Source organism: Lacrimispora sanguinis, assembly GCF_044987295.1.
Taxonomy (GTDB): domain Bacteria; phylum Bacillota; class Clostridia; order Lachnospirales; family Lachnospiraceae; genus Lacrimispora; species Lacrimispora celerecrescens_B.
Map to the genome: position 1 here is coordinate 3,384,563 of NZ_CP173277.1, position 12,832 is coordinate 3,397,394.

At 46.9% G+C, this 12,832-nt stretch carries 8 protein-coding genes; 6 read left to right on the plus strand and 2 right to left on the minus strand.

All coding sequences use genetic code 11. The features are described from left to right. The first annotated feature begins 195 nt into the window (after window positions 1-195). The 3 genes from ACHZES_RS15730 to ACHZES_RS15740 are packed head-to-tail and all read left to right on the plus strand — an operon-like array spanning window position 196 to window position 6,130. Entirely contained in the window at window positions 196-3,048 is a 2,853-nt protein-coding gene (locus ACHZES_RS15730) for a glycoside hydrolase family 3 N-terminal domain-containing protein (RefSeq protein ID WP_395547155.1), read from the plus strand. A 50-nt stretch (window positions 3,049-3,098) separates the two neighbouring features. Further along, a complete protein-coding gene (locus ACHZES_RS15735; protein ID WP_395547154.1) occupies window positions 3,099-5,522 on the plus strand; it encodes a glycoside hydrolase family 3 C-terminal domain-containing protein in 2,424 nt (807 codons plus the stop codon). 14 nt (window positions 5,523-5,536) lie between these two features. Further along, entirely contained in the window at window positions 5,537-6,130 is a 594-nt protein-coding gene (locus tag ACHZES_RS15740; RefSeq protein ID WP_395547153.1) for a hypothetical protein, read from the plus strand. Between the two features lie 142 nt (window positions 6,131-6,272). Here the strand turns inward: ACHZES_RS15740 and ACHZES_RS15745 are convergent, their stop codons facing one another. Further along, entirely contained in the window at window positions 6,273-7,607 is a 1,335-nt protein-coding gene (locus ACHZES_RS15745) for an ATP-binding protein (protein ID WP_038284285.1), read from the minus strand. A 4-nt stretch (window positions 7,608-7,611) separates the two neighbouring features. After that, the gene (locus ACHZES_RS15750; RefSeq protein WP_038284300.1) at window positions 7,612-8,319 is read right to left on the minus strand and encodes a LytTR family DNA-binding domain-containing protein; all 708 of its coding nucleotides are present in this window, start codon (window positions 8,317-8,319) and stop codon (window positions 7,612-7,614) included. 541 nt (window positions 8,320-8,860) lie between these two features. Between ACHZES_RS15750 and ACHZES_RS15755 the strand changes: the two genes are divergently transcribed. The 3 genes from ACHZES_RS15755 (at window position 8,861) to ACHZES_RS15765 (ending at window position 12,815) form a co-directional block, all read left to right on the plus strand. Next, the gene (locus ACHZES_RS15755) at window positions 8,861-9,949 is read left to right on the plus strand and encodes an extracellular solute-binding protein (protein WP_395547151.1); all 1,089 of its coding nucleotides are present in this window, start codon (window positions 8,861-8,863) and stop codon (window positions 9,947-9,949) included. A 102-nt stretch (window positions 9,950-10,051) separates the two neighbouring features. Further along, entirely contained in the window at window positions 10,052-11,173 is a 1,122-nt protein-coding gene (locus ACHZES_RS15760; protein ID WP_395547150.1) for an ABC transporter ATP-binding protein, read from the plus strand. After that, window positions 11,163-12,815: an iron ABC transporter permease gene (locus ACHZES_RS15765; protein ID WP_038280202.1), complete on the plus strand. Its 1,653-nt coding sequence runs from the start codon at window positions 11,163-11,165 to the stop codon at window positions 12,813-12,815. The genes ACHZES_RS15760 and ACHZES_RS15765 overlap by 11 nt, the downstream gene beginning before the upstream one ends. Window positions 12,816-12,832 lie beyond the last annotated feature (17 nt).

Consider the following 12,832-nt stretch of genomic DNA (forward strand, 5'->3'; position numbering starts at 1 on the left):
GCAGATTTCCCTCATTCGCCCCACTCCGCCTTATAAACCAGAGGAATAACTCCGGCCGGACAGGACATGCCCTTTGCTGATTATGCAGAAAATACTACCGGTTATGCAAAAAGCCACCCTGAGAATCCATAGTATGCTAAAGTGAAGTTCATACCACGCAGCTTGTGGTAATTTTTATGGAGGAGGATGAAAGAAATGTTACAAATCAACATCGATGATGTATTAAAAATCGTCAACCTTTGTGTGCCGTACCTCATTGGATTGGCCATTGCAGTTGCAGCCGCAGTGGTGGTTATGGTAGTATGCAGGAATAAGAAATCTGCAACCTGTTATTTGATCCGGCGCCAGGGGCTCATGGCCATTGGGCTTGCCGTGGTTATCGTAGTAAATATGATATGCTGGGGTCCAATGTCCAGTCTGATCTCCCTTGCAACCGGAAGTGGAACAATTTCAAAAGAAACCTCAGACAAAGCAACAGAGCTTTGTACTAGAATTGCAGAAGAAGGAATCGTTCTTTTAAAAAATGAGGAAAACTTACTTCCTTTAAAGACAGATTCTAATTTAAACGTTTTTGGCTGGGCTTCCACCAATCCATGCTATGGAGGTACCGGTTCAGGCTCCCTCTCTGACGCATATGAAACCGTGTCTCTTCTTCAAGGGCTTGAAGACGCGGGATTTAAACTGAATACCGGGCTTACTGATTTCTATACCGCATACCGGAGCGACCGTCCCAATGTGGGGATGTGGGAACAGGACTGGACACTTCCGGAGCCTTTAAAGGAATCCTACACCAGTGAGCTGATGACAGATGCAAAAGCATTTTCTGATACGGCACTGATCGTGATTACCCGTGTAGGAGGGGAAGGAGCCGATCTCCCTACAGATGTCAGCGCAGTTACCTATACAGATAATTCTGCCGAATATAAGGATTTTGAGGCCGGGGAGCATTATCTGCAATTAAGTAGGACGGAAAAGGACATGGTTGATTTGGTTTGCTCCAATTTCGACAATGTCGTTTTAGTTTACAATGGTGCAAACGCCATGGAGCTTGGCTTTCTCAATGATTACAGTCAGATAAAGAGTGCTATCTGGTGTCCGGGAACCGGTCAGTCCGGCTTTGAGGCACTGGGCGAAATTGTAAGCGGTGCTGTCAACCCCTCAGGAAAAACAAGTGACACCTTTGCTGCAGACTTAACAGCGACTCCTCACTATAATAACTTCGGAAGCTTTATTTACGATAACATGAATGAATTCGCGGGTAAGGCATTTAAGGGAGAGGCTACCTATCCCAGCTTTATCAATTACGTGGAAGGCATTTATGTTGGTTACCGTTTCTATGAAACTGCCGCAGAGGAAGGGCTCATTGATTACGGTAAAACGGTGCTTTATCCCTTTGGATACGGCATGTCCTATACCTCTTTCTCTCAGGAAATGGGGAACCTCACAGAAGCAGACGGCACGATTTCCTTTGACGTGACCGTTACCAATACTGGAGACAAAGCAGGAAAGGATGTAGTGGAGGTTTATTACAATCCGCCCTATACAAATGGAGGAATTGAAAAGGCTTCTGCAAATCTGATTGCCTTTGATAAGTCAGATCTCCTGGAGCCGGGCCAGTCCCAGACCATTGCAGTTTCTTTCCAGGCGGAAGATATGGCATCCTACGATGCAGCTGGGAAGGGCGCTTATGTCCTGGAAGCAGGAGATTATAAAATCTCGATCCGGACCGATTCCCATAATGTCATCAAAGAACAGATTTATACCGCAGCTTCGGAAACCATATATGATGAAGCCAATCCCCGCTCTACCGATAAGGCGGCTGCGGAAAACAGGTTTGCTGATGCTAAGGGAGAACCGGCTTATTTATCCCGTGCAGACGGATTTGCAAATTATAAAGAGGCTACGGCAAAGCCTTCTACCCTGACCATGCCGGAAAAATATAAGGCTACCTTTGTAAATAACAGCAATTACGATCCAGAAGCTCATAACAATGCTGAGGATATAAAACCGGTAACCGGCGCAAAGAATGGATTGAGCCTTGCCGCCATGCGGGGGCTGGATTATGACGATCCGCAGTGGGAGAAGCTTCTTGACCAGCTGACCGTAGGAGAAATGGATACCATGGTCGCCATCGGAGGTTATCAGACGTCAGCAGCTAAGAGCGTGGATAAGGTAGGTACCGTGGATTGTGACGGACCGGCTTCCATTAACAACAACTTTACAGGAACCGGCTCCATCGGCTTTCCTTCCGCAGTGTTGATTGCTAGTACCTGGAACCGTGATATTGCAGAGGAATTCGGAGAAAGCATCGGTAAGATGGCAGACGAAATGAAGGTATCCGGCTGGTATGCGCCGGCTATGAACACTCATCGTTCCGCCTTTGCAGGCAGAAATTTTGAGTATTATTCCGAAGACGGAATCCTGTCAGGAAAAATGGCGGCCAGTGCAATTAAGGGTGCAGAACGTCATGGAGTATATGCTTATATGAAACATTTTGCCCTTAATGACCAGGAAACCAACCGGACCAACATGCTTTGTACCTGGTCCGGCGAACAGGCCATCCGTGAGATTTATTTAAGACCATTTGAAATTGCAGTAAAAGAGGGCGGAGCAAAGGCAGTAATGTCCGCATTTAACTACATTGGAACCGAATATGCAGGTGCTTCTGATGCACTGCTTAACAAGGTGCTTCGGGATGAATGGGGTTTCCGCGGCTTTGTGCTCACAGATTATTTCGGAGGATACGGATATCAGAATGCCGATCAGGAGATCCGGAACGGCAACGATGCCATGCTGGTAGCCTATGATACGGAAACCAACCATTTAAAGGATACGTCCAGCGCTACAAGCCTTCAGGCTATGCGTAAGGCTTGTAAAAACATGATGTACACGGTAGTAAACAGCCGTGCCTACGAAGGAAACAACGCAAAGGGCGGAATGCTTCCATGGCAGATCGCAGCCATTGTGGCTGATGTGATTCTGGCGGCAGGATTTATAGCCTTGGAGGTAAGAATTATCAATGCCTATAAAAAGAAACGGGAATCATAGGCAGCAGCTTAGGAGGGGGAAAACTCATCTAATGTCCGGAGGAAAATGACATGAAACATACTGATATCATTGAAAAGATGACAATAGAAGAAAAGGCGGCCATTTTAAGCGGGAAGAATGTATGGCAGTCCCGGAACATCGACCGGCTGGGTATCCCTTCCATATTCTGCGCTGATGGCCCCCATGGAATCCGGAAACAGGCAAGGGAAGGGGATCATTTGGGATTAAATGCTTCCCTTCCGGCTACCTGCTTTCCTACGGCAGCGTCCATCTCAAATAGCTGGGATATGGACCTTTGCCGTGAAATCGGGGAAGCTCTGGGAGAGGAAGCCTCGGCCCTGGACGTGAATGTCCTGTTGGGGCCTGGCCTTAATATTAAGAGAAGCCCCCTTTGCGGAAGGAATTTTGAATATTTCTCCGAAGACCCCTACTTATCCGGAAAACTGGCGGCAGCCTACATTAAGGGTATTCAGAGTCAGGGCGTGTATGCATGCCCCAAGCATTTTGCAGTCAACAGCCAGGAGCTGCGCCGCATGGCCATGAATTCCGTGGTGGATGAAAGGACCTTAAGAGAGATTTATCTGGAGGGCTTTGAAATTGCGGTGAAAGAGGGTGGGGCAAGATCCATTATGACCAGCTACAATGAAGTCAACGGTGTCTATGCCAATGAAAATGAACATCTTCTAAAGGATATCCTGCGGGGAGAGTGGGGCTTTGACGGCATCGTCATCACTGACTGGGGAGGTTCCAATGACCATGTGAAGGGGGTGGCAGCAGGGTCTAATCTAGAAATGCCTTCCCCTGGCCTTCATTCTGCCAGGGAGCTGATCGAAGCAGTAGAGAATGGCAGCCTTTCCATGGAAGCGCTGGAGGCTAACGTCGACGATTTGCTGGAGGCGGTGCTTGACCTTACCGGAAACCGGGAAAATAAGGGGAAATCTTTTGATCAGGAAGGGCATCACAAGCTAGCGGAAAAGGCGGAAGAGGAGAGCATCGTGCTATTAAAAAACGAAGATGAACTTCTTCCGTTAAAACCCGGCTGCAAGGTGGCGTTAATCGGTGACTTTGCCTTCACCCCCCGTTATCAGGGGGCAGGATCTTCCCTGGTAAATCCTATCCGGGTGGAGAATATGGAGGCAATGATAAGGAATTATCCTTTGAATGTGACCGGCTGTGCCAGAGGCTATTCCCGTGGCGGAAAAACTGATGTCACCTTAAAAGAGGAAGCCTTAACGCTGGCTGCCCAGGCCGATGTGGTGCTATACTGTTTTGGTCTTGATGAAATCAGTGAATCGGAGGGGATGGACCGAATCCATATGGGAATCCCCCAGAACCAGATCAGTCTGCTCACTGCGTTATCAGAGGCAAATCCCAATGTAGTAGGAATCTTAAGCGCAGGTTCTGCCATAGAAATGCCGTGGCATGAATGCTGTAAATCCCTTCTCCACGGTTATTTAGGCGGAGAAGCCGGACCGTCCGCCATGCTTCGCGTAATAACCGGAGAAGTGAACCCTTCCGGCCGGCTGAGCGAGACTTATCCCCTGCGGTATGAGGACACTCCGGCTTACCGGTATTTTCCCGGAGCAGAACGTTGCTCCCAGTACCGGGAGGGCATTTATGTGGGTTACCGATATTATGATACCGTAAAGGTAAAGGTGCAGTATCCGTTTGGCTATGGTCTGTCCTATACCACCTTTTCCTATAAGGACCTTGAGGTATTGGAGAATGAAGTCCGTTTCACCCTTACAAATACGGGAAGAGTTGATGGTAAGGAAGTTGTCCAGCTTTATGTGGGAGGACCTAAGGGCAGGATATTCCGGCCTGAAAAAGAGCTGAAGGGCTTTAAAAAAGTATTCTTAAAGGCGGGGGAATGTAAAGCAATCACGATTCCCTTTGATGATAAGACCTTCCGGTACTGGAACAGTATGACAAACCGTTTTGAGGTGGAGGGCGGCGTTTATTCCATATTCATCGGTGCAAATGTAGCGGATATTAGGCTGCTTCAGACAGTGACCCGGGAAGGGACCACAAAAGATTGGCCGTATAAGGCTGAAACCCTTAAATCTTACTATACCGGCAGGATTAGCCAGGTGTCTGAGAAAGAATTTGAAACTCTTTTAGGTCATCCGGTTCCCGAAGGAAAATGGTCTGGAGACTTAAGCTTAAATGATGCACTCAGCCAGATGTATTATGCCAAAAGTCCCTTGGCCAGACTGGTCTGGCGGATTCTGACAGGCTTGAAAAACAAGAGCGAGGAAAAAGGAAAGCCGGATTTAAACCTCTTATTCATTTATAACATGCCGTTCCGCGGGATCGCCAAGATGACCGGGGGAGCAGTCAGCATGGATATGGCGGAGGGGATGGTTTTGGCAGTGAACGGCCATTTTTTCCGCGGGATGAGACGAATCATCGGCGGGTACTTTGCCAATGCAAAAGCAAACAGAGCTTATGAGAAAAAGCTCTCCGGTAAATAGAAGGGAGGGAGCACATGCTGTCACGAATAAAATCCGGATGGAAGACCTTTGCGGGCAACCATCCGACCTTAGCACAATTTTTAATATTTTTTCTCGTGTCCAACGGAGTTACGGTATTGCAGATGATTTTAATGCCGGTTTTCCGAAACATTTTCGGAATGACTTCCCTGGTGGATACAAACTTCCAGATATGGCATGTGGGCTCCAATTTAGACGGCACGCCCTATTATATATTTAATTACGGAGCGGGTGCACTATCCGCCGGCGGGGGCGGAGGACTTGCGTATTTTCTAGCGGTGGAAATTACCATGGGAATCGCCCAGGTCATCAACTTTTTTCTTCAGAGGAATGTTACCTTTAAAGCCAATAACAGTGCTGCAAAGGCAGCCTTGTGGTATGTGATCGCTTATATCATCATTACAATTGGCGCAGCCGCTCTGCAGGGCCTTTATAAGGCTCCTGTCTATCATCTGTTCATGAACGGTTTAAACCTGGGCGGAGGGGGAGAGACCATTGCAGATGTAATCACCATGCTGATCAATTCTGCGATTTCCTTCTGGGTGTTCTTCCCCATCTTTAAGGTCATTTTTAAGAACAATGAAAAATAATCGGAAGCCGTAAAAAAGATGTAAACGCATAATAAAATCAGGCAGCCCGTATGAAGAATGTTCATACGGACTGCCTGATTTTATTATGTTTCTCTGTTTATGCTGTTTTGTAGAGGCATGGCAGTGCGAAAGCTATTTACGCTTATTCACGGACGGCCAATGTCTCATCCTGGATCGGTATGAGGAGCTGAAGGCGGAACCAGTTATCTCTGGAAGAAATGGTCATTGAACCGCCATATTTTTCCACTGCGGCCTGAATGCTTTTTAAACCGTACCCATGATACAGCTTATTACTTTTCGTAGTGGGAGGAAAGCATCCGTTCACCATGGCCAGCTGGTTTTCCAAATAATTTTCACATTGAATCATTAAAAAGTGGTTCCGTTTAAATATGGAGAGATTGATCAGCCTTTTTTCCGGATCTTCAAACTGTGAAACGCATTCAATGGCATTATCCAGAGCATTTCCAAAGATGGAACAGATGTCTTTTACATGGAGAAAGGAAATCAGTTTTCCATCGGCCATGCAGGCTAAGGTGATTTTGTTTTGGGTGCAGTAGGTACTTTTGGTGGTCAGTACCACATCTAATACCTGATTCCCCGTATTTGCCATAGCCTCCTGGGTGAGAATGGCTTTTTCCATTTCAGATAGGCATTGCTCCCTCTTTTCCGGATCCTTTTCCGCCCGGATCGCAATCATGTAATGTTTCAGATCATGGAATTCCCGTCTTAACAGTTCCATATTGTCAATGGCCATGCGGTACTGATCGTATTGACGCTGTAAGACCCCGTTCATTGCATGGTTTTCGCTGCGGACCTGCAGTTCTTTTCTTCTGTTTTGCTGGGCGAAAAGCATCAGGAGTCCTCCGAAATCCACCAGGGTCCTTACATAGAGTAGAGAACTGGTGGCACTGGAAAAGGGGGTATTAGGCATGACAAAGCTTATATTGCTGATTAAAAAGGCACCCAGTGCAATAAAAACAGCGCCGACAAGCTCCTTCCGTTCCACTTCCATTCCCTCTGCCTGTGGAATGTGCTCTTTTTCCAGAAAATAATATACCGTATAAATGCACCCATAGGAAATTGACATGATCAGGACGGAAAGGGCCCTGCTCACCCGTCCGAAGCTGAGCGCCCACCATACATACAGCTGCCACTGGAAAGAGGCAGTAAACTCCGCCAGAACAAAAGCGCGGACACAAAGGAATCCGGCGTCATAAGGAGAGATCCGGCAAGAGGCATAGATGGAAAAATACATCAGTAAAATGGCGGCGATCATCCCTGGAAACCATAGATACAGCGGAAGAATGGCGGCAATCATGTGGAGAAGAAAAAACAAGCCAAGCATGCCCACAAAAGAAACGGCCAGGTTGAGTCCCTTAAGCCTTCTTCGAAGCATAAGAATGTAGATTATGCAGGCACACCATTCGGCTAGAGCGGTAAAGGGGCGGGGCGTATTCATAAGTTCGCCAAAGTTCATCGGTTTAACCTCCCATATATTCAGCTAGGCATTCCATAAATGATTTTTTCCGGCTCCGGCTAACGGGAATCTGTTCGCCTGAAAACAGCAGTACATCGCTAGGCAGGCAGCCGGTCACGTGTTTTAAATTAACCAGATAGGCATTGTGGCACTTGGCAAAACCAAAGGTCTTTAAATTCTCTTCCAACCGTTTCATGGGCCCGGAAGCCACAAAATTCCCTTTGTCCGTATGGATGAGGACATGGTGCAGCTGGCTTTCGATATAATAGACGGAGTCCGTGCTCATCCGCATGGTACCTTCGGGCCTGTCTATATTGATATAGTGTATTGCCTGCCGTTTCTGGATTCTGCCCACAGCTTTATTTAGTATTTGTGAAAAGGAAAGATAGGGCACTGGTTTTAATATATAGCCCAGGGCGTCTACCGTGTATCCCTCTACTGCAAACTGGGAGGAGGAGGTAATAAAAATGAAGATCACATCCTCATCAAGCTCCCTGATCTTTTGTGCCGTTTTCATGCCGTTTAAATATTTCATCTGAATGTCCAGCAAAATGATATCATAGCTGGCAGTATAGTCCGATACAATATCAAGACCGTCGGTAAAAGCCTGAAGCTGAAAGCTGACGGAATGATCTTCTTCGTACCGGGCAAGGTAGCCTTTTAGTGTTTCCACATATTCCATTTCATCTTCTACAATAGCGATTTTAATCATATCTTTGTCCTCAAACCGGTCATTCATTTCCTACTATAAAAGTATAGCATGGGCATCAAAAAAAATCCAAGGTATTTTAAAGGGGCAAGTCTTTGACCTTGGGAAATAAAGCAGGTAAAAAGGCGGTACATATGAAAAGATTAAGATAAAGGATTATATTGAAAAAAGCGTGAAACAGAAGAGTTAATCAATCTATGGAAAAGGAGAAAAGGGGTCTTTTTATGCCCTAAAATGGACCATAAAGGCATTAAAGTTATATAAATATTACAATGAAATGAAATATGTGTTCAGAATATTGGACAGTTTGCCAGAATAATGGATTGCTCCGAAAGAAATGAGATAATATAATAATCTTACAGATATTTCAAACGCAGAGGGCAGGCGGGCGCACTGGATATGGTGGTAGACCTTGGTGATGAGAAGGAAGGGGACTTCGTCAGGGTGACCTGAAGAATCGAAGATTTGAAAAAGGCAGCCGCCTGCTCTTTCTGCACTTTCGGAAACATAGGCAAAGCAGTACAACTAAAGGAGGATAATGGAAATGAAAAAAAGAATGATTTCATTGTTATGTGCAGCGGCAGTAGCAACAAGCCTGGCAGGCTGCTCTGGTGGTACCAGTCCAACGTCGGGGAAAAATGCGGACACACAGGCGCCCAAGACAGAGGCAGGCACAGAGGCTAAGAAAGAGGAGGGGGCAGCAGCCTCAAAAGAGAAGCTGATTATCTATAGTCCTCTTACCGAGTCCATGATCGACTCCATGCTGGCTATGTTTGAGGAAGATACCGGTATTGATGCAGAGTGTCTGGCTATGGGTACAGGAGACGCATTAAAGCGAATCCAGACGGAGGCAGACAAACCACAGGCAGATATCCTCTGGTCAGGAACCATAGGCACTGTGAAAAATAAGAGCGAATATTTTGCTGATTACATAACTGTTAATGAGGATGCTTTCTATGATGAGTACAAGAACACAGAGGGCAATATGACACGTTTTGATACCATCCCATCTGTTATCATGGTAAACACAGACCTGATTGGAGATATCAAGATTGAGGGATACGAAGACCTGCTGAATCCGGAGTTAAAGGGCAAGATTGCATTTGCAGATCCGGCAGCTTCCTCCTCCTCTTTTGAGCATCTGGTAAATATGCTCTATGCCATGGGCGGCGGCAACCCGGACAATGGCTGGGATTATGTAAAACAATTCTGTACACAGCTGGACGGCAAGCTTTTAGGCGGTTCCTCCGCAGTATATAAGGGCGTTGCGGATGGAGAGTACACCGTAGGCCTTACCTTTGAACAGGGTTCTGCGCAGTATGTAGGTGCGGGTTCCCCTGTAAAAACTGTTTACATGAACGAGGGTGTTATCTTCCGGGGTGATGGCGTGTATATCATCAAGGGATGCCAGAATGAGAAAAATGCTCAGATATTCATAGACTGGCTTACCAACAAGGAAGTACAGGAATTCATGAATAATACTCAGTATAGAAGGACTATCCGCAAGGACGTGGAGGCGGGAGATGCCATGGTTCCGATGGATCAGATCAAGGTAATCCAGGATGATGAGACCGATACAGCAGCCCACAAGTCTGAGTGGTTAAATGAGTTTAAAGAGATGTTTACAGAGTAAGGCTGTACCGGATAACTGATACCGGCAGTACTGGACTATATACACCGGGGGCGTGGCTTCATATGTCACTCCCCTTCATTTTAGAGGAATTGAGGGAAACGTATGAGTGTTTCAATCGGAATCGGCAATGTAGTAAAAAAATATGGAGATCTGACCATCATACCGGACTTATCCGCCTATATTAAAAATGGAGAGTTCTTTACGCTCCTTGGGCCTTCTGGTTGTGGTAAGACAACGCTGCTGCGTATGATAGCGGGCTTTAACAGCATTGAAGGGGGAACCATAAAGTTTGATGAAGAGGTCATAAATGACATTCCCGCCCAGAAGAGGAATATCGGTATGGTGTTCCAGAGTTATGCCATTTTCCCGCATTTAACGGTCAGGCAGAACGTGGAGTACGGCTTAAAGATCCGCAAGGTGCCAAAGGACCAGATGAAGGACAGGATTGATGAAATCCTTAAAGTGGTTAAGATTGACGAGTATCAGGATCGTCTGCCGGAGCGTCTGTCAGGAGGACAGCAGCAGAGGGTGGCTCTGGCCAGAGCAATCGTTATCCATCCCCAGGTGCTTCTCATGGATGAACCCCTGTCCAACCTGGACGCAAAACTTCGTATTGAGATGCGAAGCGCCATCCGTGACGTGCAGAAGCAGGTGGGGATTACCACCGTGTATGTAACCCATGACCAGGAGGAAGCTTTAGCCATATCAGACCGGATTGCAGTGATGAAGCAGGGAATCATCCAGCAGATAGGCTCTCCCCAGGACATCTACGCACGGCCTTTCAATGCATTTGTATCCACCTTCATCGGGCATTCCAACCTGTTCTTTGGTACCATAAGGAAGCAGGGAGACGTTCCGGCAGTGGTGCTCAGCAATGGATACCAGGTGCTTATGCCTAACCTTGTAGACACGGTTACAGAAGGGCAGAAGGCAGTAATATCTGTGCGTCCTGAGGAATTTTCCCTGAACGAGGAGGGATTGGAGTGTGAGATCATCAGCAGGACCTTCCTTGGGAAGTACACCAACTATTTCCTTCGTTTCCCCGACGGCATGGTGCTGGATAACCAGCCCAGCATTGAATACTCCCAGGATCTGGGCCACGTGGACCGTATATTCGGCGTGGGAGAGAAGATTCGTTTAAGGCCTAACCCCAACAAAATCAATGTGTTTACCGAAGACCTGGAACGGAGTCTGATAAAGGATGTGAAGAAATATGACGAATAAAAAAATCAGATGGGATTTTTGGACCATTGTGACTGTAGTCATTCTCGCACTGTTTGCCATATTCCTTTTGTATCCGCTGATAAGCCTTTTCCTAAGCGGTTTTAAGGATACGGAGACTGGTATCTGGACTATGGATAACTATGCCAGATTTTTTTCAAAGAAATATTATAAGAGCGCACTGTTAAACTCATTTAAGCTGACGATCAGCGTGACTCTTGTGGCAATTCTACTGGGAGTGCCTCTGGCTTACTTTATGTCATTTTACAAGATAAAGGGAAAAGGGATTCTGGAGATCCTCTTTATCATTTCCATGATGAGCCCTAACTTTATCGGTGCTTATTCCTGGATACTCCTTCTGGGAAGGAGCGGTACCGTGACCCAGTTTTTAAAGGGTATGGGGATCCATATGCCATCCATTTATGGTTTTGGGGGTATGCTTCTGGTATTTGCCCTAAAGCTATATCCATTTATCTACATGTATGTGTCGGGAGCTCTTAAAAAAATTGACGTGGCCCTGTCTGAAGCGGCTGAAAGCCTTGGGTGCGGCGGACTTCGGAAAGTATTTACCGTTATCATGCCCCTGGTGACTCCTACCCTGATAGCAGCTGCCCTGCTGGTATTTATGAACTGTATGGCTGATTTTGGTACTCCGGCCTTAATCGGTGAGGGCTACCGTGTCATGCCCACCCTGGTTTACTCAGAATTTGTAGGGGAGACAGGCGGATCCGCAAACTTTGCGGCCTGCATGGCTACCATCATGGTGGTGGTGACAGCCACTATATTCCTGATACAGAAGTGGTATGTGAATACCAAGTCCTTTGCCATGAGCTCCATGAGACCAATTCAGCCAAAGGCTGTCCACGGCATCAAGGGATTCCTGATTCATTTATATATCTACCTTCTGGCAGCAACTTCCATCATCCCGCAGTGCATGGTGATCTATACTTCCTTTCGGGCGACCAAGATGCAGGTTTTCGTGGACGGATTCTCCTTAGAAAGCTACCGCAAAGTATTCTCCACTGCAGTCCAGTCCATTAAGAATACATATCTTTACTGTCTGGCTGCAATCGTGATCATTATTGTCCTGGGTATGCTCATTGCCTACCTGGCAGTGAGGCGCAAGAATTGGCTGACCAACATCATTGACACCATTGCCATGTTCCCGTATATTGTTCCGGGTTCCGTACTTGGTATCACTCTGCTGATTGCATTTAACCATCCGCCAATGATGCTGGCAGGATCTGCCATCATTATGATCATATCCCTTGTCATTCGCAGGCAGGCATATACCCTGCGTTCCAGCTCAGCCATTCTATACCAAATCAGTCCAAGTATGGAGGAGGCAGCCATCAGCCTGGGAGATTCGCCTTCCATGTCATTCGTCAAGGTGACGGCCAAAATGATGCTGCCCGGAGTTGCATCCGGTGCGATTCTAAGCTGGATTACCCTGATCAACGAGCTTAGTTCCTCAGTTATGCTCTACACCGCAGGCACCAGGACCATGTCGGTCGCCATATACAACGAAGTCATCCGTGCCAGCTATGGTACAGCGGCGGCTCTGGCCACCATACTGACCATAACCACTGTTGTATCCCTGCTTATCTTCTTCAAGGTATCCGGCAATAAAGACGTGACAATGTAGGGGCCTTATGATAAACT

Coding starts and splice junctions, on each gene's coding strand:
- ACHZES_RS15730 (WP_395547155.1), top strand. CDS start 196: ATGTTACAAATCAACATCGATGATGTATTAAAAATCGTCAACCTTTGT.
- ACHZES_RS15735 (WP_395547154.1), top strand. CDS start 3,099: ATGAAACATACTGATATCATTGAAAAGATGACAATAGAAGAAAAGGCG.
- ACHZES_RS15740 (WP_395547153.1), top strand. CDS start 5,537: ATGCTGTCACGAATAAAATCCGGATGGAAGACCTTTGCGGGCAACCAT.
- ACHZES_RS15745 (WP_038284285.1), bottom strand. CDS start 7,607: ATGAACTTTGGCGAACTTATGAATACGCCCCGCCCCTTTACCGCTCTA.
- ACHZES_RS15750 (WP_038284300.1), bottom strand. CDS start 8,319: ATGATTAAAATCGCTATTGTAGAAGATGAAATGGAATATGTGGAAACA.
- ACHZES_RS15755 (WP_395547151.1), top strand. CDS start 8,861: ATGAAAAAAAGAATGATTTCATTGTTATGTGCAGCGGCAGTAGCAACA.
- ACHZES_RS15760 (WP_395547150.1), top strand. CDS start 10,052: ATGAGTGTTTCAATCGGAATCGGCAATGTAGTAAAAAAATATGGAGAT.
- ACHZES_RS15765 (WP_038280202.1), top strand. CDS start 11,163: ATGACGAATAAAAAAATCAGATGGGATTTTTGGACCATTGTGACTGTA.